A 19745-nucleotide genomic window follows, 5' to 3' on the forward strand; every position below is an offset into this window, starting at 1 on the left:
CGGACCGCCGACGGCCTCCTCGCCCGCCGAAAGCTATTCCCGGCGGCCGGCGTATTCGGGGACGTGAAGCGGGACGCCATGGTCGCCGTCGCGGTCGCCCTCCTCGCCCTCGTCGCGCTCGGCGTCGCGGCCGCGACGCTGGACACCGCCGTCGACACGGGCAGCGGCGGGTTCGGCGGGACCGGCGGGGAGGCGCCGAGCGTCGGCGAGGACGACGGAGATCCGGGAGTGCTCGCCTCGTCCGGCGAGGCCGGCCGGCTCTCCGTGTCCGGACTCTGTTTCCCCTCGCTCAGGGAGCCGCCAGCAGTGGTGACGCTCCTCGTCGGGCTGGCGCTGATCGCCGCAGTGACGTACCGCGACACCGCGTCGCCGTTCGCGAGCGCCGCCGTCACCGGCGTGGTCGGCGCCCCGATCGCGACCCTCTTCTGGGTGCTGTCGACGTGCCGGTCGGCAGCGGGCGCCGTCTCGGCGTCGCTCGGCCTCGGCGGCAACGGGAGCAGCCTGCTGCCGGCCGGCGCCGCGGGCGGCGGCGGGTTCGGCAGCGGGGAGGGCGCGGCGTCGGCGCCGCAGCTCCTGTTCGCGCTCGTCGTCGTCGTCGCGGTGATCGCCAGCGTCGCCGCGCTCCTCCTCGCCGGCGGCGACGACGAAGCAGACGGGGACGCGGCCGGTCGGGCCGAGGAGCAGGCCGAGGACTCCCCCGACCTCGACGCGATCGGCCGGACCGCCGGCGAGGCCGCCGACCGGATCGAGTCGTCGGACGCGGACAACGAGGTGTACCGGGCGTGGCGGGACATGACCGACGTTCTCGACGTCGAGCGCCCGGCCTCCTCGACGCCGGCCGAGTTCGCGACCGCCGCGGTCGACGCCGGCGTCGACGAGGAGCCCGTGACCGCGCTCACCGAGGTGTTCGAGCGCGTGCGCTACGGCGGCGAGGACCCGACCGACGACCGCGAGCGCCGCGCCGTCGAGGCGCTGCGCCGGATCGAGGAGCGACACGGGGGCGACTCGTGAGCCGCGATCGGGCCGCGGCGGCGGGCGCCGACTCCGACGGAGGTGACGCGTAGTGCGACCGCTCGCGGTCATCGGGGTGTTGGCGGTCGCCGTCGGCCTCCTCGCAGCGCTCGATCGCGGCATCGCGTCGGCCATCTCTCCCACGTCGGCCGTCGTCACGCTGATCGGCGTCCTCGGCGTGGTCCAGGGGGTCCGGTACGCGAACGCGCGCCGGGACCGGCGGCGACTGCTGACGGACCCCGGCGAGCCGGAGCGCCGCGCGCCGGCCGCGGTGCCCGGGTCGGACCTCGACGAGCGGATCGCGCGTGTCGCCAGCCCGGCGCCGGGCGGCTATCGCGACCGGCGGGACCTCCGCGACCGAGTCCGGGAGGTCGCGGTCGACGCGGTCGCCCGCGACCGAAACTGCTCGCCGGAGGCAGCGGCGACCGCCGTCGACGACGGGACGTGGACGGACGACCCCGTCGCGGCCGCCTTCTTCGACACGCGGAGCGACTACCCGCTCCGGGTCCGCCTGTCGGCCGGAGTCCGAGGGCGCTCGAACTACTGGTACGGGCTCCGGGCCGCGATCGACGAGATCGAACGGATTCAGGGTGGTGCGGCGTGAGCGATCCGAGCGGCGCCGCGGTCGCGTCCGAGCCGGAGGACTCGGATTCCGCCGGCGGCGAGGCGAGAAGCGCGAGGCGAGAGGAGGCGGCCGACTCGACCGCGGGCGGCGAAGCGGACGCGGCGGCGGCCGACAGCGCCTCGGCGGCGGAGTCGACGAACACCCCGACCGATCGCGAGCGCCGGCGCGAGGTGGCGACCGACCGCTGGCTGGGGATCGCCGGCGCGGCGCTGGCGCTGGTCGGCCTCGGCGTACTCGTCAGGCAGTCGCCGCTGGTGCTCGCGGGCGCGGTCGGCGTCGGCTACGCCGTGTACGCGCGGGCGGGCGACGCGCCGACGCCGGCGCTCGCAGTGATCCGTTCCGTGAGCGACGAGGCGCCGGCCCCCGGCGACGAGGTACACGTGACCGTCCGCGCCGAGAACGTCGGGGAGACGGCGCTCCCGGACCTCCGGCTCGTCGACGGCGTCCCGCCGGGGCTGGCGGTCGTCGACGGCCCGGCGCGGGTCGCGACGGCGCTACGGCCCGGGGCGGCGGTGACGTTCGAGTACACGGTGCGCGCCGCGCGGGGAGACCACGAGTGGGAACCGCTGACCGCGATCACGCGCGACGCGGCCGGAGCGCGCGAGCGCTCAACGACGCTCGACGCGCCGACCGCGATCGCCTGTACGCCCGAGCTGGCAGCCGGCGGGAACCTCCCCCTGCGCGGGCTGACGACCGTCCACCACGGGCGGGTGCCGACCGACGTGGGGGGCGCCGGCGTCGAGTTCCACGCGACGCGGGAGTACCGCCGCGGGGACCCGCTGAAGCGGATCGACTGGAACCGGCGGGCGCGGACGGGCGAGCTGTCGACCGTCGAGCTGCGCGAGGAGCGCGCCGCTACCGTCGTGCTGCTCGTCGACGCCCGCGAGTCCGCGTACGCCGCGGCCGACCCCGACGCCGAGACAGCGGTGGAGGCGAGCGTCGCGGCCGCCGGCCAGGCGTTCTCCGCGCTCCTCGACGGCGGCGACCGGGTCGGGATCGCGGCGCTGTCGCCGCTGGACTGCTGGCTCCCGCCCGGCAGCGGGACCGTCCACGCCGCCCGAGGGCGCGAGACGCTGGCGACCGACCCGGCGCTCGCGCCCACCCCGAGCGGCGAGCGGTTCTACCGGTCGCTGTGGCTCCGGCGGTTCCGCCGGCGGCTCCCGGCCGACGCGCAGGTGCTGTTCTTCACCCCCCTGGTCGACGACACCGCGGCGACGCTCGCCCGTCGGATCGACGCGCACGGGCACCTCGTGACGGTGCTCTCGCCGGACCCGACGACGGCCGAGACTGCCGGCCAGCGGCTGACGACCTTCGAGCGCCGCGGGCGGCTGCGGTCGCTCCGGTCGGCGGGGATCCGCGCGCTGGAGTGGGGCGACGACTCCTTCCCGGTCGCCGTCGCGGCCGCGACGAGGCGGTGGTCGCGATGAGCGGCGAGGGGTCGGTGGGCGCGCCGAGCGGCGAGGGGTCGGCGGCCGAAGCGACCGGCGACGACGCCTCGGGCGCGACGACCGGCGACGACGACCTCGGCGACTTCCACGAGACGGACGCCCGGCCGCCGACGGTCGCGGTCGTCGCGAGCCTCGCGGCCGCGGGCGTCGCGGCGACCGCCGCGCTGGTCGCGAGTCCGATCGGCAGTGCGCTGCTCGGCGTCGCCGCGCTCGGCTTCCTCACCGGGTCGCTCCGGAGCTCGACGCGGGTCCTGACGTGGGGCGCCGCCGTCGGCGTGGTCGGCCTCGCGCTCGCGGGGTACCGCGGCGCGTCCGCAGAGGCGCTGCTCGTCGCCGCCGTCGGGCTCGCGGTCGCGTGGGACGTCGCCGACCACGGCGTCGGCCTCGGCGAGCAGGTGGGTCGGGGCGCCCGCGTCCGACGCAACGTCGCGGTCCACGCGGGGGCGAGCCTGCTCGTCGGGGCGCTCGCGGCCGCTCTCGTCTACGGCGTCTCCCTCGCGGTCGGCGGCGGCCAACCGGTGGCCGCGCTCGCGCTCCTCCTGGCCGGCGGCATCGCGCTGATCTCGGCGCTGCGGTGACGGCGGGGGCGGCGAGGACGGTGGGGACGGCGAGGCGAGCGACGCGGCATCGATCGGGAGGGCGCGAGCTCCCCGCGACGGCGGAGCTAAACCCTTATCAGCGCGCGGGTGGCAGGTACGCTCGTATGAGCGACCTCCCGGACGACTTCGACTGCACGCTCACCAACTGGGAGTACATCTACGGGCTCTGCCGCAACGTCTCCGACGCGGTGAAGCGGGCCGACTTCGAGCCGGACATGGTCGTCGCCCTGGCCCGCGGCGGCTGGTTCGCCGGGCGCTGCGTCTGCGACTTCCTCGGGCTCAACGACCTCACGAGCCTCAAGATGGAACACTACGTCGGCGCCGCGGAGAAGAGCGACGAGCCCCAGATCCGCTACCCGATGCCCGAGGGGAGCGTGGCGGGGAAGAACGTCCTCATCATCGACGACATCGCCGACACCGGCGGCTCGATCCGCCGCGCCGAGGAGTACGTCGAGGAGCGGGACGCCGCCGAGATCCGCACCGCGACGCTCCAGCTGCTGGGCACCTCCGAGTTCCAGCCCGACTTCGTGGGCGAGCGCCTCGAACAGTGGACGTGGGTCGTCTACCCGTGGAACTTCCTCGAAGACATGGTCGACCTCACCGAGGGCGCGATGGAGCGCGCCGACGAGTCGGCGTTCTCGCGGGAGGACCTGCGGCACTACTTAGAGGAGTTCCACGGCATCGGGCGGATCGAGATGGAGGTCGCCCAGCCCGACCGCCTCGACGAGGTCATCGACGAGATGGTTCGCCGGGACGTGGCCGAGCCCGTCGGCGACGAGAGCTGGGCGCTCGCCGAGTAGCGGACCGGAGCGATGGCCGGAGAATCGGACGACGACGCCGGTAACGACGACCGCGACGCGGACGCCGACGACGGCCACGACGACGCCCTCGACGCCGTGCTCGCCGCGTACGATCTGAAGGACGAGCGGCGCACGGGCTGGCAGCTCCGCGGGGTCGACTCCCCCGAGTCCGTCGCCGCCCACTCGTGGGGGGTCGCGTACCTCGTGTTGGCGCTCGGCGACCGGTTCCGCGGTGACCTCCCGAACGTCGACCTCGACCGCACCCTGCGGCTCGCGGTCGTCCACGACGCCGCGGAGGCCGAGACCGGCGACGTGGCGACTCGGGCCGATTCGACCGCCGACGCGGTCGATCGCGAGGCGAAGGAAGCCACGGAGCGCGAGGCGATGGCGGACCTCGCCGGCCCGCTCCCGGAGCGCGTGCGGGACGCGTGGGAGGCGTACGAGGCCCGCGAGTCGCCGGAGGCGGTCCTCGTCAAGGAGTGCGACCTGCTCGACACCTGCCTCCAGGCAGTTATCTACGAACGAGGCGACCGGTACGACCCGGCGCGGGGCGAGCCCGACGCGTTCCGCGAGTACGACGACCTCGACGAGTTCTTCGCGACGACCGAGCCGCGGCTCCGGACCGAGGCCGGGAGGGAACTGTTCGCGACGGTTCGCGAGCAGTATCGGGCCGCGCGGGACGGGTAGGCGAAACCGGCCCGAGACGCGGTTCCGACGGCTGTTCGACGATCGTCGTATTAATAATCGACGTTTGTAGCCTCTCTACCGGGGGATTTCGCGCGAGGATGGTAAAAGGGTTAACGGGGGAGGCCGTCTCACGAGGTGAGCACTTTCATCACGCATGTCTGACACCGATCTCGTAATCATCGGCGGGGGGATAAGCGGGGCGTCGCTTCTGTACACGGTCGCGAAGTTCACCGACGTCGACGACGTCACGCTGATCGAGAAGGAACGGGAGATCGCCGCGATCAACTCCCACCGGACGAACAACTCCCAGACGCTCCACTTCGGGGACATCGAGACGAACTACACCCTGGAGAAGGCGGAGGAGGTCAAGGAGGGAGCCGAGCTGCTCGCGGGCTACCTCGAGGGGTCGGACCCCGACCGCGAGATGCACAGCAAGCGGAGCAAGATGGTCCTCGGCGTCGGCGACGAGGAGGTCGCCAAGTTAGAGGAGCGCTACCGCGAGAACGGGTTCGGCGACCTGTTCCCGAAGCTGCGCGAGATCGGCCGCGAGGAGATCGCCGAGCTGGAGCCGAAGGTCGTCGAGGGGCGCGACCCCGACACGGATCTGAAGGCGCTCCAGACGCCCGACGGCTACGTCGTCGACTACGGCGCGGTCGCGGAGTCGTTCGTCGACGCGGCCCGCGAGGAGGACGGCGTCTCCGTCCACCTCGGAACGACGGTGACGAACGTCGACGAGCGGGGCGACGGGTTCACGGTCGACACCGACGACGGCGAGTTCGACGCCGAGGCGGTCGTCGTCGCGGCCGGGTCGCACAGCCTCCAGTTCGCCAAGGAGATGGGGTACGGCGAGGGGATGTCGCTGTTGCCGGTGGCGGGGAGCTTCTTCCTCGCGGACGACCTGCTGAACGGGAAGGTGTACACGCTCCAGATGAAGAAGCTCCCGTTCGCGGCGGTCCACGGCGACGCCGACGTCCACGACGGGAGCGTCACCCGGTTCGGGCCGACCGCGAAGCTCGTGCCCGCGCTCGAACGCGGCCACCTCTCGACGGTGAGCGACTTCGTCGACGTGTTCGGGTTCAACCCGGACTCCGTGCTGAGCTACGTCAACATCCTCTCGGACAAGATCCTCTTCCCGTACGTCGTGCGCAACCTCGTGTACGACATCCCCGCGGTCGGGAAGCGCGCGTTCCTCCCGAACGTCCAGAAGGTCGTGCCGAGCGTCGACGTCGACGACATCGACCGCGCGAAGGGGTACGGCGGCGTGCGGCCCCAGATCGTCGACACCGAGAACAAGGAGCTGGACATGGGCGAGGCGAAGATCGTCGAGGACGGAATCCTGTTCAACATCACGCCCTCGCCCGGCGCGTCGACCGCACTGAAGAACGCGATGCGGGACGTCGACACCGTCCTCGGCTTCTTCGACGAGGAACACGAGTTCGACGAGGACGCCTTCCGCGACGCGACCATCGAGAACTTCCCGCGGGCCGACGACGAGGCGGAAGCGGACGACGAGGCGGAAGCGGACGACGAGGCGGACGAGGAGGAAGTCGCGGCCGAGGCCGACGACTGATCCGACCGTCGGCCAGTTCCGCGGCTGACGGCCTCGAAGGCCGACCTAAGCGCGCGTCTTCTCCGCGACCTCCCGCTCGAACGCCTCCCGCAGCACGCGGATCGCCCGGCGCTTCGTCCCGTCGGGGACGAAGACGAACGGGATCGGCACGTCGAACGCGCGGTCGCCGTACAGCCCCCAGTCGGCGACCGACCGCGTCGTGCCGCCGTACGCGATTGGGATGTCCTCTAGCTCGTCGGGGTCGTAGGCGGGGACGTACGAGCGGTCGATCCACACCTCGTGGACCGGCACGTCGAGGGCGTCGGCGAGGAGCCGCTCCAAGCGGTCGTCGCCGGCGGTGAGCCAGTCGGTGAACTCGTCGAGCGGGTCGCCGTCCACGCCGAGGTCGTCGTCGAGGTCGCCGCCGATCCGGTCGGCGAGCGCGATCCGGTGTTTCCAGCAGGTGGCGGGGAAGCGCCGCCCGCGAAATCGGTCGTACATCGACGCGAGCGTCGAGTCGGGGGTCTCGCGGGCGGCGGTCCGGAGCCGTTCGAGCACCGCGTTGTCGTCGAGCTCGCGGTCCAAGATGCCGTCGACCGTGACGGGGTTCTCTCCGGTCTCGCGCTCGTACTCGCCCAGAAGCGCCTGGAGGAGCCGGTTCGCGTACACCGACTTGTGGTGCTGGGTGACCCACATGTACAGCGCGATTCTCCCTTCGAGGTAGTTGCCGATGGTCGAGAGCGCCTTCTCCGAGAGCGCGAGGCCCGCCTCGGGGTGGGCGGTGTAGGCGTCGACCATCCGCTCGACGTCGAAGCTCAACACGCCCGCGCCCGTCATCTCGTTGTCGCGGGTGATGTAGTCGAGCCGGTCCACGTCGATGGGGGAGTGGAGCAGCTGCGCGCCGACGCCGTACTGCCACGGCTCGCCGCGCTCGTACGCGAGGCTGTAGCCGAGCACGTACGCGCACACCTCGAAGGGGTCGACGTCGAACGCGCGGAGGGCGTCGCCGTACTCCTCGACGATGATCACGCAGCCGAGCAGCTCGTGCGGGTTCGCCGAGCGGAGCGGCGCGCCGCCGACGCCGGCCCGATCGAAGGCGTCGACCAGCCCGGTCTCCGCGACGCGCTCTCGGAGGAGGCCCTCGTCGAGGAACCCCTCGGAGAGGTGCGAGAAGGGCGGGTGGCCCACGTCGTGGAGCAGGCAGGCGCACTCCAGCGTGCGCTGGATCTCCTCCAGTTCGTCGACGGCGGCGTCCCGGGTGAAGTACGACTGCTGGCGGAGGTTCTCGAAGACGGTCCGCCCGAGGTGGTAGACGCCGAGCGAGTGCTCGAACCGGGTGTGGTTCGCGCCCGGGTACACGAGGTGGGTCGCGGAGAGCTGGCGGACGTACCGGAGCCGCTGGAACGGCCGCGTGTCGACGACCCCCTCGACGAGCGCGTCCGGCAGCTCGATGTAGCCGTGGACGGCGTCTTTGATCTGAGTCGTGGGCATCGATTGTGGGCACCACACCCTCCCGCACCCTGCCTCTTTCGGTCGTCAGCCGACTGCGGTCCGCTCCTCCGGCTCCCCGGAGCGCCCCGATTCACACTACATAAATGCGAGCGCGGCGAGTCACGGGTATGGTATCGGACGCGGCCGACGGGACGGATGCGCGGCCGAACACCGCCGACGCGACCGACCCCTCGCTCGTCGACCGCTGGACCGCGCTCGACCGCGGCTGGCAGGCGCTCGCGCTGGGGCTCGGAATCGTCGCCGCGCACCTCGTCGGACAGGCGCTGTGACGGGCGTCACCGAGGCGGTCCGGGCGTACCTGCCCGGCCTCGCGCTGCTCGCCGGCGGCGCGGTCGCCGCGACGCTCGTCGCGGGCGTAGTCCCCGGCCTCCAGCCGCTCGTCGTCGCCGTCGCGCTCGGCGTCGGGGTCGGGAACACCGTCGGGATCCCGGAGGTCGCGGAGCCGGGCGTCGGCGTCGACAAGCTGTTCTTGGAGACCGGGATCGTGCTGCTCGGCGCGGCGGTCGCGGTCGAGGAGTTCCTGACCGCGGGACCGACCGTCCTCGGCCTCGTGGCCGCGGTCGTCGCCGGCGGGCTCCTGTTCGCGGAGGTCGTCGCCCGCGGCCTCTTCCGGATCGGGTCGCCCACCTCCTCCCTGCTCGCGGCCGGGGCGAGCATCTGCGGCGTCTCCGCGGTCGTCGCGATCGGCAGGGTACTCGACGCGCGCGGGGCCGCCATCACGTTCGCGGCCGCGACGATCCTCCTGTTCGACGCGGTGACCCTCGTCGCGTTCCCGCTGGCGGGCGAGTGGCTCGGCCTCACCGGCCGGCAGTTCGGCGTCTGGGCGGGCGTGAGCATGTTCTCGACCGGCCCCGTCGCGGCCGCGGGGTTCGCCTACTCGCCCGAGGCGGGCCAGTGGGCGACCGTGACGAAGCTGGCGCGCAACTCGCTGCTCGGCGGCGTCGCGGTCGCGTACTCGGTGGCGTACACGGCGCGCTCGGCCGCCGATCCGGGCGTCCGGCGGCTGTGGGCGGAGTTCCCGAAGTTCCTGCTCGGCTTCCTCCTCGTGGCGGCGGTCGCCAACAGCGGGCAGCTCTCGCCGGCCGCGCTGGCGTCGATCGGGCGCGTCTCCGACGCGCTGTTCGCGCTGGCGTTCGTCGGCCTCGGGCTCTCGATCCGGATCGACGACATGCGCGCGGTGGGCGCGGCGCCGGTCGGCGCCGTCCTCGTCCACCTGCTCGTCGTGAGCGCGGTCGCGCTCGCGGCGGTTCGCTGGCTGCTGTAAGCCGCGTCGCGCAGCGAGTCGTCGGCCGCGCGCCGCGCGCACGCCGCCGACCGGGTTCACGTCATATAAGTGGCGAGCGGGCGCACTCCGGGTATGGGAACCATCGGATTCATCGGCGGCAGCGGCATCTACGAGGCGCTCCCCCTGAACGACGTGCGCGAGGTCGAGTTCGACACGCCGTACGGCGAGCCGAGCGACGCGGTGACGATCGGCGAGTTCGGCGACACGGGCCGCGAGGTGGCGTTCCTGCCGCGGCACGGCTCGGACCACGGCGTCTCGCCGACCGACCTCCCGTACCGCGCCAACATGTACGCCTTAAAAAAGGCGGGCGTCACGCACGTGTTCGCGTCGAACGCGGTCGGGAGCCTGAAGGAGGAGCTGGAGCCGGGGACGCTCGTCGTCCCGGACCAGATCTACGACCGGACGAAGGGCCGCGAGCTCTCCTTCTACGGCGACGGCGTCGTGGTCCATCAGCCGTTCGCGGACCCCTATAGTCCAGAACTCGTCGACCACCTCACCGAGGCCGCGGAGTCGGCCGCGCCCGAAGACACGAAGGTCGTGAAGGGCGGCACCTACGTCTGCATCGAGGGACCGCAGTACTCGACGCGCGCGGAGTCGGAGTTTTATAAGAGTCAGGGCTGGGACCTCGTCGGCATGACCGCGATCCCGGAGGCGAAGCTGGCCCGCGAGGCCGAGATCGCGTACGCGACGATCGCCGGCGTCACCGACTACGACGTCTGGAAGGAGGACAGCGAGGTGACGCTCGAAGAGGTCCTCGAAAACGCCGAGAAGAACCAGAAAGCGATCAAGGCCGCCGTCGAGGAGGCCGTGCGGTCGCTCCCCGAGGATCTGGAGTGCGACGCGCACACGTCGCTGGAGGGCACCGTCAACACGCCGACGGAGGCGATTCCGGAAGAAACCAAAGAACGCGTCGAGCCGCTGCTGGGCCATTATTTATAAATAGACGAGGCGGTGGCGCGCGCCTGCGAGCGGCCGCCCTCGGCGGCCGCGAGACAGCACGCGCGAGGGAGTCAGTCGCCGGAGCGAAGCGGAGGCGACTGACGAGGCTGGGGAGGTGAGAGGTGCGGTGCGGTCGCTGTCGGGCGGGGCTCAAAGGGGCAGTCGCGAGGACGCCGTAGGCGACGTAAGCACCGCAGGGAGCGAGTGAAACGAGCGACCGAGAAGCGCAGCGAGCGTACGGCGTCCTCGCGACTGGGGCTTTGAAGGTGTTTTCCGTCGATCCGCAATCAACTATTTATAAACGAGCGACTGGGGCTTTGAAGGTGTTTTCCGTCGATCCGCAATCAACTATTTATAAACGAGCGACTGGGGCTTTGAAGCTGTTCTCCGCGGGAGCAACCGCGTATCGCGGGGCGACTACGATAACCGGGTATTAGTCGTCGAACACGTCGAACGTGAACTCCTCGTCGGACTCGCGGGTCAGCCGCTCGGAACCGTCGTGGTCCGTTAACTCCCCCGCTTCCATCGACTCGTGAACGTCTTCAATTGCCTCCGGCGTCACCTTCTCGGTTACCTCGAACGTCGTTACCGGGCTGACGAGCCCCCAGACCGCGCCGATCGAGTGCGCGAAGAAGGCGACCGGCGTGAGGAGGAGGTAGACCGGCCACGTGAGCGGGTGTTTGTCGTACCGGGCCGCCCCGACGAGCTTGTAGACGAACAGGATTCCGAACAGCGTCAGCGACGCGGCCTGATACCACCCCATCGCCGGCGCGGTGCCCGGGAGAAGTATCAACGCGACCGCCAACAGCGGCACGAGCGGCGAGAACGCCCACGCGACGATCCGGGTGTAGTACACCGGCCGGTAGGCGAGCGGGAGGAGGCCGCCGTCGGCGCGCGTGCCGGATATCCATCGGCGGCGCTGCTTCGCCATCGCGCGCAGCGACGGCGGCGCCTGGTTCCGGAACCGCACGTCGAGCACGGCGAAGGAGACGCCCGCGCGGTCGGCGGCCCGCCAGATGAAGTTCGTGTCCTCGGTGATCGTCGCGACGTCCCACGTGATCGCGTTCTCCAGCGAGTGCCGGACTGCGACGCCGCCGCCCCACGCGTACAGCGGGTACCGCAGGCGGTGGAACGCGAACTGCTCGTACTGGTAGCCGACGCGGAATATCTCGCTCAGGTACGCCAGCCGCGACCCCGTGTACAGCGGCTTCTCGGTGAACTGGACCACGTCCGCGTCGGGGAGCCCCTCGAAGCCGGCCATGATCGTGTCCTCGTCGAGGTACAGCACGTACTCGCGGTCGCAGGGCACCTCGCGGCGGGCCCACTCGACCGCCCGCCCCTTGTTCGTCGCGGCGCACTCGAACCCCTCGGGGACCACGTGGACGTCCGCGCCCTCGACGTCGATCGGCTTCTCCGCGATCACCCGCACGTCGTCGAGCCCCTCGGGCACCGCGTTCACCGTGGCCTGAACGACCGCCTCGGCGTCGATCGTGAGGATCCGGACCTGAACGTCGTCGTACCCCCACTCGATGTCATCGGGGTCGACGCGGCCGCCGCGCGCGAGGACGACGGACTCGAAGAGCCACCACGCCGACGAGGCGCCGTACAGGACCAGCGCGACCCACAGCGCCGCGACGACGACGGCGAGGAGCGGACTGTCCGCGACGAACTGGAGCACGGGCGACGATGCGGACGGCCGGGCAATCAGCGTGGCGGTGTCGAGACCGCAGCCCCGATCAGTCCGCGATCGCTTCCGACTCGCCGGTCATCGCGGCCGGGTCCTTCACCCACAGGTCGCCGAACAGGTCGTCCTGCTGGAGCCGGACCGAGCCGCGGTGGGCCATGAACAGCAGCGCGAGGTACGTCATGAACGGACGGCCGCCCGCGCGCTCTATCTCCGCGAACAGCACCTCCGTCCGCCCGCGGTCGAAGTGGGTCCGGAGGGCGTTGTCGATCTCCACTATCACCTCCTCGATGTCCTCGTCGTGGGTGCGGTCGGTCGCCTCGCCCGCGGTCGGCTCTCCGTCCTCCCGGAACTCGTCGTCCGCGTGGTAGTCGAGCGTCTGCGTGCCGCGGGCGTGGCCGTGCGGCGACTCCGAGGTGTCGTACTGACGGGAGTCCTTCCACCACGAGCCGCGCTCGGCCTCGCGCAGCTCGCGGACCAGCTCGTCGAGCGTCTCCGGCGAGCCGCGGGTGTTCTTGCGGTCGAGCCGACGGTCGATCTCGTCTTCCAGCTCGTCGACCGGGTCGAAGTCGCCGTCGGCCGGGTCGGGCGCACCGCCCTCCATCGCCACCTCCCACGGCTCCGGCTCGGGCTCCTCCTCTTCGTCGTCGTCCGCCAGCATGCCGTCGCTTTTCATCCGGAGCAGGACGCTGGCGTAGAACAGCGCCCGCCCGGTCGTCCGGAGGTCCGTCTCGTCGAGCTTCTCCAAGAACGCGTCCGTCACCTGGACGATGTCGATGTCCCACGGCTCGATCTCGCCCTCCTCGGCGAGCTGGACGAGGAGCTCGACGGGCTCGACCTCGTCGTCGTCGGTCTCGTCCGGGGGCGAGACGTCGGGCACCGGGTCGGACTCGTCGGGCACGTCCGAGCCGGGTTCGTCGGTCTCGTCCCGGTCGGTCGCGTCCGAGCCGGACGCGGCGGCCGAATCGGAACCGCCATCGTCCGGAGCGTCGTCGGCGAACGGGTCGGCGCCGTCGCGCTCGCTCGTCAGGTCGAGGTCCGGGACGCCGCCGTCGGGGTCCGAGCCCGGCGCGCCGTCGCTTCCCTCCTCAGTCATCCGCGCTCACCCCCTCCTCGTCGGCGTCGTCGCCGAACTGCATCCCGGTCACCGCAGAGAGGTTGTCGCCCTGCATCGTGACGCCGATGGCGCGGTCGGAGCGCTCCAACAGCGCCGAGCGGTGGCCGACGACGACGAACTGGGCGTCCTCGGCCAGCTCCTCGATCATCTCGCCGACGCGCTCGGCGTTGACCGCGTCGAGGAACGCGTCGATCTCGTCGAGCGCGTAGAACGGCGCCGGGTTGTGGCGCTGGACGGCGAAGATGAAGGAGAGGGCGGTGAGCGACTTCTCGCCGCCGCTCATCGCGTCGAGGCGCTGGACCGGCTTGTCCGCGGGCTGGGCCTTCATCGTTAACCCCTCCTCGAAGGGGTCCTCCGGGTTCTCCAAGACGAGTTCGCCGCTGCCGGCCGAGAGTCGCGCGAAAATGTCCTCGAAGTGGTCGTTGATCGACTCGAACGTCTCCATGAACGTCTCCTTCTTCGCCGCCTCGTACCCCTCGATGCGCTCCTCGATCGCGTCGCGCTCCTCGACGAGCACGTCCCGGCGCTCCTGGAGCTCGTCGAGCGCCTCCTGGACCTCCTCGTACTCGTCGATCGCGAGCATGTTCACCGGTTCGAGCGCCTCCATCTCCGACTCCAGCTCCTCGATCCGCGACTCCACCTCGTCGAGGTCGGGGATCTCGTCGGCGTCGTAGGCGCCGACCTGCGACTCCAGCTCGTCGATCTCCCACTCCAGGCGGTCGCGGCGATCGGTGAGATCGGAGAGGTCCGACTCGGCCTCCGAGACGAGCGACCGCTGCTCGTCGCGTTTCCGGGTCGCCTCGCGGATCTCCTCGCGAAGCTCCTCGCGCTCTTCTTTCAGGTCCGCGATCTCTTCCTCGAGGTCGGCGATCGACTCCTTCTTCTCGGCCAGTTCGGCCTCCTTCTCCTCGATCGCGGCCTCGTGCTCGGCGATCGCCTCCTCGGCCTCGGCCTTCGCGTTCTGCGCCTCCTCGACGTCGTCGTGGAGGTCGTCCAAGGCGTCCTCGGCGTACCCCTTCTCCAACTCCAGCTCGTTGATCCGGCTGTCGAACGAGTCCATCCGCTCTTCTAAGTCGTCGATCTCCGCGCGGATCTCGTCGGCGCGCTCGGAGAGTTCCGGGATCTTCGAGTCCGCGAGCTCGGCCTCGATGTCGTCGATCTCGCCCGCGAGCTCGTCGATCTCCGCGTCGGTCGCCGCGAGCTCCTCGTCTAACGCCGTCATCTGCTCGTCGACGGACTCGCGTTCCGCCTCCAGCTCTTCGAGCTCGTCTTCCAGCTCCTCGATCCGGGCTTCGGCCTCCGCGAGGTCGTCCTCGGCGCGCTCGACGTCCGCCTCCAGCGACCGGACGCGCTCGGCCGCGTCGGCCTTGCGGTCGCGGGCGTCCTCGATGTCGTCGTCGAGCGCGTCTATCTCCGACTGGACCGACTGCCGCTCGTCCTCGAGGTCGGAGATCTCCGTCGCGAGCCGCTCCAGCTTCCCGCCGCCGGACTTCGTGAACGAGTAGCGGGAGCCGCCGCCGGAGCCGCCGGTCATCGCGCCGGACTTCTCGACGAGGTCGCCGTCGAGCGTCACCATCCGGTAGTCGCCCATCAGCTCCCGGGCCGTCGACATGTCCTCGACGACGAGCGTCGAGCCGAGCACGTACGAGAAGATCGACTCGTACTCGGCGTCGTAGTCGACGAGGTTCCGCGCGAAGTCGACGACCCCCGGAAGCGAGGGCTTCCGCGGCAGGCTCCGGTCGTCCATCTTCGTGATGGGGAGGAACGTCGCCCGCCCCGCGTTGCGCTGTTTCAGGTAGTCGATACAGGTCGAGCCGACGCCGTCGTCGTCGACGACGACGTTCGCCAGCCGGCCGCCCGCGGCGGTCTCGCAGGCCTCGGCGTACTCGGCCTCGACCGAGCCCAGCTCGCCGACCGCGCCGTGGACGCCGTCGATGCCGCCGTTCTTCACCTCGGTGACCGCCCGGGGCCAGGAGGCGTCGCCGCGCTCGTCGGCGGCCGCCTCCAGCTTGGCGTACTCGTTCTGCTTCTCGCGGAGCGTCTCCTCGATCTTCTCTAAGCGCTCCTCCGTCTCCGCCTTCTCAGAGAAGAGGTCGGCGACCGCGTCCTCGATGGTCTCCCGGTTCTTCTCGGCCTTGTCGAGCTCGCTTTTCAGCTCGGAGATGCGCGCCTTGTGTTCCGGGATCGACTCGCGGGCCTCCTCCAGCTCCTCGCGGGCCTCGCTGACCGCGTTCGAGCGGCGGCGGGCCTCGTCGAGCAGCCGGTCCTTCTCGCGTTGCGTCTCGTTTTTCTCCTCGCGGAGCGACTCGATCGCCTCCTTCTTCTCCGCGAGGTCGCTTTTCAGCTCGTCGAACTCCGTGTCCGCGCCCTCGATCTCGGCCTCGACGTCGGCGAGCTCGGAGCGCTTCGTCGCCAATTCCGACTTCACCGACGCCTTCTCCACTTTCGTCTCGCGGATCTCCGCCTCCAGCTCCTCGACCTTCTCCTCTTTGCGATCGATCTGGACGAACGCCTGCCGCCGGTCGTTCTCGGCCGACTCCGCGCGCGACTCGGCGGACTCGATTTTGTCCTCCAGCCGCGAGACCTCGCCTTTGATCTCTTCGATCTCCGAGCGGATCTGGATCTGTTCCTCCTCGCCCTTCGTCTCGATCTCGTGGTTGAGGTCTTCGAGGTCCTCCTCCAGTCGGGTGAGCTTCCCCTGTCTGGCGTCGAGCTCCTCGCGGAGCGATTCGAGGTCCGTCTCGGCCTCGTCGATGTCGCCCTCGACGTCCGCGAGCGCGTCGCGCTTGTCTTCTAACTCCGAGGCCTTCCGGAACCCGCGGTACTCCTCCAGCTCGTCGCGGAGCTCCCGGTACTGGAGGGCGGTCTCGCGCTCGTCGGCGAGCTGGTCGAGCCGGTCCTCTTTCTCGCCGATGCGGAGGTCCGCCTCGCCGATCCGGTCTTCGACCGTGTCCAGCTCCTCGTAGGCGGCCTCCTTCTTCTCGTCGAACTCCGCGACGCCCGCGATCTCGTCGATGATCCCCCGCCGCTGGTACGGGGTCATGTTGATGATCTCGGTGACGTCGCCCTGCATCACCACGTTGTACCCCTCCGGGGTGACGCCCGCGGCCGCGAGCAGGTCTTGGACGTCCGAGAGGTTCACCGAGCGCCCGTTGAGGTAGTAGTACGAGTAGTAGTTGTCCTCGGTCTCCTTCACGCGGCGCTTGATCGTGATCTCGGAGACGTCGCCGATGTTCTCCGTGCCGGCCGCGGAGACGACCTGTGACCGGTCGAGGGTGCCGTCCTCGTTGGAGAGCACGACCGTGACGGAGGCCTCGCTCGGCCCGTCCGCGGCCTCGCCGTCGTCGTGGCCGGGATTGTAGATGAGGTCGGTGAGCTTCTTCGCGCGGATCCCGCGGGTGCGGGCGAGCCCGAGCGCGAACAGCACGCCGTCGATGATGTTCGACTTGCCGGAGCCGTTCGGCCCGGTGACGACGGTGAAGTCCTCGTAGAAGGGGATCCTCGTCGTACGCCCGAAGCTCTTGAACCCGTCCAGAACGACTTCAGTGATGTGCATGGGGTCGGAGGGGACCGCTTACGCGACGATGATGTCGTCGCCCTCGCTCGACTCGCCGTCGTCGTCCTCGGCGGTCTCCTCGCCGTCGGCGTCGGGCGTGGTCGCCGACTGCTCGGGGACGACGACGTCGCCTCCCCCGTCTGCGTCGTCGGTCGCCGCCTCCTCGTCGGCGCCGTCGGACGATTCCTCGACCGACTCGAAGACGTCGACGTGGTCGTCGGAGTGGGTCGTCCGCTCGCCGCCGGACACCGCCGACGCGTCGTCGGAGGCGGACTCCTCGGTCGCGGACTCGTCGGCCGCGGCGTCCGCCGCTTCGGAACCGGCCGTCGCCTCGGCGGCCGCCTCCTCGACCGCGACCGACCGCTCGTCTTCCAGCTGTCGGACGCGCTCTTTCATCTCGACGAGCTCCTCGGTGAGCCCGTTGACCGCCGCCTGTAGCTCCGCGACCTGCCGTTCGAGGTCCTCGACGCGGTTGCTCATATACACACGCATGCTCGCGCGACGCGTATAAATCTGCGTCAGACACATGTGTGACCAAACCGCACGATTCGGCCGCCGCCCGCCGAACGTTTCGGCACCGTGAAACGTGTCAGACGACAGGAGAAGATACTTATACCGACCGAGGGTACACCCGCGGTATGAGCAAGATCACCTTCCGGGCGGACGACGACCTCGTCGACCGGCTGGAAGCGTGTGACGCCTCCAAAAGCGAGGTGATGCGGGAGGCGCTCCGGACCCATCTCGACGGCGAGGGGGACGCGTCCGACGCGTCCGACGCGACGACCGGGAGCGTCGACGACGCCCTCGTGGACCGCGTCGACGAGCTGATCGCGGAGCGGCTCGACGCCGCGCTCGACGAGCGACTCGGTCCGGCGGGCGGTGCCTCGACGCGGGCGTATACACCCGAGAGCGCCGGCGATATCAACGTAAACGTCACGCTCGACGCCCCGGACGCCGGATCGGACGACCGAGACGACGAGGTGCGTGTGACGCGTGAGACGACCGACGAGGCGGAGGCGAGCGCGCGTAAGACGGACCGGGGTCCGGGCGCGCAAACGCGCGAAAACGCCTGCGGCGGATGCGGCGAAACCGTCCCGTCTGACCACGTTTACTGCCCGAATTGCGGTGAAAAGCAGTCGCATAGAGCCTTCTGCGAGTGCGGCGACGAGCTCCGAACCGACTGGGCGTTCTGTCCCGGATGCGGACGCCGGACCCCGGCGGCGGACGTTTTGAAAGATCAATAATCGACTCTGACGGCCCGTATACGCCTATTTTCGGGCGTTTTCACGTTCTGTCTTACACCCTCCGGTAGTTTTATAATGGTTCGCTCGGTGACTTCAATTGCGTAAGACGGTCGTCTTACAGCGGCCGGCCGGTGCGGGGTGTCGCCCCGCAGTCGGGCGGTTTCGCGCTGTAAGACACACGCGTCGCGTGTTCGCCGTCTTACCGGGGGAATACCAATGGAGCGTGTGACACTACGAATCCCGAAACAGCAGATCGACGAGGTCGAACAGATGGTGGAGACGGGCGAGTTCCCGAACCGGAGCGAGGCGATCCGGTCGGCCGTCCGCGACATGTTGAACGAACAGGACGGCGAGCGCGACGAGCGCGGCCGCAACCGCAACTGGGCGAAGGTGTAAACTGATGCAAGATCTCGTTCAGGACGCCCTCGACAACGCGGAGGCGGAGAAGCGCGACATGGACGACGTCGACATGGGCGACGACGAGTTCGGGGACCCCCGGATCGTCATCGTCGGTGCCGGCGGCGCCGGGAACAACACGGTCAACCGGCTCTACAACATCGGCGTCGACGGCGCCGACACCATCGCCATCAACACGGACAAACAGCACCTCAAGATGATCGAGGCCGACACCAAGATCCTCGTGGGCAAGTCGCTCACGCAGGGGCTCGGCGCCGGCGGCGATCCCAAGATGGGCGAGCGCGCCACCGAGATGGCCCAGGGCACGATCAAGGAGGTGCTCGGCGACGCCGACCTCGTCTTCGTCACCGCCGGGATGGGCGGCGGCACGGGCACCGGCGCGGCGCCGGTCGTCTCGAAGATCGCCAAAGATCAGGGGGCCATCGTCGTCGGGATGGTCTCGACGCCGTTCAACGTCGAGCGCGCCCGCACGGTGAAAGCCGAGGAGGGCCTCGAAGACCTCCGCAACGAGGCCGACTCGATCATCGTCTTAGACAACAACCGGCTGCTCGACTACGTCCCGAACCTGCCGATCGGGAAGGCGTTCTCCGTGATGGACCAGATCATCGCGGAGACGGTGAAGGGGATCTCGGAGACGATCACCCAGCCGAGCCTCATCAACCTCGACTACGCGGACATGTCGACGATCATGAACCAGGGCGGCGTCGCGGTCATGCTCGTCGGCGAGACGCAGGACAAGAACAAGACCCAAGAGGTGGTCAACGACGCGATGAACCACCCGCTGCTCGACGTCGACTACCGCGGCGCCTCGGGCGGGCTCGTCCACATCACGGGCGGCCCGGACCTCACGCTGAAGGAGGCCGAGGGGATCGCGAACAACATCACCGAGCGGCTGGAGGCGAGCGCCAACGTGATCTGGGGCGCCCGCATCCAGGAGGAGTACAAGGGGAAGGTCCGCGTCATGGCGATCATGACGGGCGTCCAGAGCGCGCAGGTGCTCGGCCCCTCCACCCAGAAGCAGGCCGACAAGTCCCGCGCCGCGGTCGACGCCGACGACCTCGGCGACTCGCGCTCGCGGGCGGCCGAGGCGAACGAGAGCGCGGGCGCCGCGGGCGAGAGAGGCGAGCCGGCGGTCTCCGGCGGCACCGACCGCGGCTGGGAGTCCGACGGCGGCAGCGACCCGATCGAGAAGAACAACGGGCTCGACGTCATCCGCTGAGCGCCTCGCGACCGCTGCGGTTCGGTTCCGATTCAGTTTTCCGTCGATACCCT

At 70.3% G+C, this 19745-nt stretch carries 18 protein-coding genes; 13 read left to right on the forward strand and 5 right to left on the reverse strand.

Going from position 1 to position 19745, the window contains the following annotated elements; translation table 11 throughout:
• The first annotated feature begins 63 nt into the window (after positions 1 to 63).
• The 7 genes from CPZ01_RS05435 (at position 64) to CPZ01_RS05465 (ending at position 6740) form a co-directional block, all read left to right on the forward strand.
• Positions 64 to 1011: a DUF4129 domain-containing protein gene (locus CPZ01_RS05435; RefSeq protein WP_096393793.1), complete on the forward strand. Its 948-nt coding sequence runs from the start codon at positions 64 to 66 to the stop codon at positions 1009 to 1011.
• Between the two features lie 52 nt (positions 1012 to 1063).
• Positions 1064 to 1615 carry a DUF7269 family protein gene (locus CPZ01_RS05440; protein WP_096393794.1) on the forward strand — a complete coding sequence of 184 codons (552 nt, stop codon included), beginning with the start codon at positions 1064 to 1066 and terminating at the stop codon, positions 1613 to 1615.
• A complete protein-coding gene (locus CPZ01_RS05445) occupies positions 1612 to 3063 on the forward strand; it encodes a DUF58 domain-containing protein (RefSeq protein WP_096393795.1) in 1452 nt (483 codons plus the stop codon). The genes CPZ01_RS05440 and CPZ01_RS05445 overlap by 4 nt, the downstream gene beginning before the upstream one ends.
• Positions 3003 to 3662 carry a DUF7519 family protein gene (locus CPZ01_RS05450; protein WP_096393796.1) on the forward strand — a complete coding sequence of 220 codons (660 nt, stop codon included), beginning with the start codon at positions 3003 to 3005 and terminating at the stop codon, positions 3660 to 3662. The genes CPZ01_RS05445 and CPZ01_RS05450 overlap by 61 nt, the downstream gene beginning before the upstream one ends.
• A gap of 125 nt (positions 3663 to 3787) precedes the next feature.
• On the forward strand, positions 3788 to 4483 hold the full coding sequence (locus tag CPZ01_RS05455; protein WP_096393797.1) for a phosphoribosyltransferase: 696 nt from the start codon (positions 3788 to 3790) through the stop codon (positions 4481 to 4483).
• Between the two features lie 12 nt (positions 4484 to 4495).
• Positions 4496 to 5170, forward strand: coding sequence for an HD domain-containing protein (locus tag CPZ01_RS05460; protein WP_096393798.1), 675 nt, complete (start codon positions 4496 to 4498; stop codon positions 5168 to 5170).
• A gap of 154 nt (positions 5171 to 5324) precedes the next feature.
• Positions 5325 to 6740 carry an FAD-dependent oxidoreductase gene (locus tag CPZ01_RS05465; protein WP_096393799.1) on the forward strand — a complete coding sequence of 472 codons (1416 nt, stop codon included), beginning with the start codon at positions 5325 to 5327 and terminating at the stop codon, positions 6738 to 6740.
• A 45-nt stretch (positions 6741 to 6785) separates the two neighbouring features.
• Here the strand turns inward: CPZ01_RS05465 and CPZ01_RS05470 are convergent, their stop codons facing one another.
• The gene (locus CPZ01_RS05470) at positions 6786 to 8210 is read right to left on the reverse strand and encodes an HD domain-containing protein (protein WP_096393800.1); all 1425 of its coding nucleotides are present in this window, start codon (positions 8208 to 8210) and stop codon (positions 6786 to 6788) included.
• Positions 8211 to 8338: 128 nt separating this feature from the next.
• Here CPZ01_RS05470 and CPZ01_RS15370 point away from each other — a divergent pair, with 128 nt between their 5' ends.
• The 3 genes from CPZ01_RS15370 to mtnP all read left to right on the forward strand — a co-directional run bounded on the left by CPZ01_RS15370 (position 8339) and on the right by mtnP (position 10455).
• Entirely contained in the window at positions 8339 to 8500 is a 162-nt protein-coding gene (locus CPZ01_RS15370) for a hypothetical protein (protein WP_172863933.1), read from the forward strand.
• Complete coding sequence (locus tag CPZ01_RS05475) at positions 8497 to 9495, forward strand: YeiH family protein (protein ID WP_096393801.1); 999 nt, start codon at positions 8497 to 8499, stop codon at positions 9493 to 9495. Before CPZ01_RS15370 ends, CPZ01_RS05475 begins: the two co-directional genes overlap by 4 nt.
• Positions 9496 to 9588: 93 nt before the next feature.
• Positions 9589 to 10455: an S-methyl-5'-thioadenosine phosphorylase gene (gene mtnP / locus CPZ01_RS05480; RefSeq protein WP_096393802.1), complete on the forward strand. Its 867-nt coding sequence runs from the start codon at positions 9589 to 9591 to the stop codon at positions 10453 to 10455.
• Positions 10456 to 10888: 433 nt separating this feature from the next.
• On the opposite strand, the gene CPZ01_RS05485 is transcribed toward mtnP, so the two are convergent.
• Genes CPZ01_RS05485 through CPZ01_RS05500 form a run of 4 tightly spaced genes read right to left on the reverse strand, consistent with a single transcriptional unit; the run spans position 10889 to position 17292 of the window.
• Complete coding sequence (locus tag CPZ01_RS05485; RefSeq protein ID WP_096393803.1) at positions 10889 to 12133, reverse strand: glycosyltransferase family 2 protein; 1245 nt, start codon at positions 12131 to 12133, stop codon at positions 10889 to 10891.
• A 58-nt stretch (positions 12134 to 12191) separates the two neighbouring features.
• Positions 12192 to 13235, reverse strand: a complete 1044-nt coding sequence (locus CPZ01_RS05490; RefSeq protein ID WP_096393804.1) for a segregation and condensation protein A — start codon at positions 13233 to 13235, stop codon at positions 12192 to 12194.
• Positions 13228 to 16812 carry a chromosome segregation protein SMC gene (gene smc / locus CPZ01_RS05495; protein ID WP_096393805.1) on the reverse strand — a complete coding sequence of 1195 codons (3585 nt, stop codon included), beginning with the start codon at positions 16810 to 16812 and terminating at the stop codon, positions 13228 to 13230. The genes CPZ01_RS05490 and smc overlap by 8 nt, the downstream gene beginning before the upstream one ends.
• Before the next feature lie 18 nt (positions 16813 to 16830).
• Positions 16831 to 17292, reverse strand: coding sequence for a DUF7518 family protein (locus CPZ01_RS05500; protein WP_096393806.1), 462 nt, complete (start codon positions 17290 to 17292; stop codon positions 16831 to 16833).
• A gap of 158 nt (positions 17293 to 17450) precedes the next feature.
• Between CPZ01_RS05500 and CPZ01_RS05505 the strand changes: the two genes are divergently transcribed.
• From CPZ01_RS05505 to ftsZ, 3 genes are all read left to right on the forward strand, one after another.
• Complete coding sequence (locus CPZ01_RS05505) at positions 17451 to 18056, forward strand: double zinc ribbon domain-containing protein (RefSeq protein ID WP_096393807.1); 606 nt, start codon at positions 17451 to 17453, stop codon at positions 18054 to 18056.
• Positions 18057 to 18272: 216 nt separating this feature from the next.
• Complete coding sequence (locus CPZ01_RS05510) at positions 18273 to 18452, forward strand: ribbon-helix-helix domain-containing protein (RefSeq protein ID WP_004595187.1); 180 nt, start codon at positions 18273 to 18275, stop codon at positions 18450 to 18452.
• Positions 18453 to 18456: 4 nt separating this feature from the next.
• Positions 18457 to 19692: a cell division protein FtsZ gene (ftsZ, locus tag CPZ01_RS05515; protein WP_096393808.1), complete on the forward strand. Its 1236-nt coding sequence runs from the start codon at positions 18457 to 18459 to the stop codon at positions 19690 to 19692.
• Positions 19693 to 19745 lie beyond the last annotated feature (53 nt).

The organism is Halorubrum trapanicum, assembly GCF_002355655.1.
In the GTDB taxonomy this organism is placed as follows: domain Archaea; phylum Halobacteriota; class Halobacteria; order Halobacteriales; family Haloferacaceae; genus Halorubrum; species Halorubrum trapanicum_A.

Coding starts and splice junctions, on each gene's coding strand:
- CPZ01_RS05460 (WP_096393798.1), top strand. CDS start 4,496: ATGGCCGGAGAATCGGACGACGACGCCGGTAACGACGACCGCGACGCG.
- CPZ01_RS05505 (WP_096393807.1), top strand. CDS start 17,451: ATGAGCAAGATCACCTTCCGGGCGGACGACGACCTCGTCGACCGGCTG.
- CPZ01_RS05455 (WP_096393797.1), top strand. CDS start 3,788: ATGAGCGACCTCCCGGACGACTTCGACTGCACGCTCACCAACTGGGAG.
- CPZ01_RS05500 (WP_096393806.1), bottom strand. CDS start 17,292: ATGAGCAACCGCGTCGAGGACCTCGAACGGCAGGTCGCGGAGCTACAG.
- mtnP (WP_096393802.1), top strand. CDS start 9,589: ATGGGAACCATCGGATTCATCGGCGGCAGCGGCATCTACGAGGCGCTC.
- CPZ01_RS15370 (WP_172863933.1), top strand. CDS start 8,339: ATGGTATCGGACGCGGCCGACGGGACGGATGCGCGGCCGAACACCGCC.
- CPZ01_RS05465 (WP_096393799.1), top strand. CDS start 5,325: ATGTCTGACACCGATCTCGTAATCATCGGCGGGGGGATAAGCGGGGCG.
- ftsZ (WP_096393808.1), top strand. CDS start 18,457: ATGCAAGATCTCGTTCAGGACGCCCTCGACAACGCGGAGGCGGAGAAG.
- smc (WP_096393805.1), bottom strand. CDS start 16,812: ATGCACATCACTGAAGTCGTTCTGGACGGGTTCAAGAGCTTCGGGCGT.
- CPZ01_RS05510 (WP_004595187.1), top strand. CDS start 18,273: ATGGAGCGTGTGACACTACGAATCCCGAAACAGCAGATCGACGAGGTC.
- CPZ01_RS05490 (WP_096393804.1), bottom strand. CDS start 13,235: ATGACTGAGGAGGGAAGCGACGGCGCGCCGGGCTCGGACCCCGACGGC.
- CPZ01_RS05470 (WP_096393800.1), bottom strand. CDS start 8,210: ATGCCCACGACTCAGATCAAAGACGCCGTCCACGGCTACATCGAGCTG.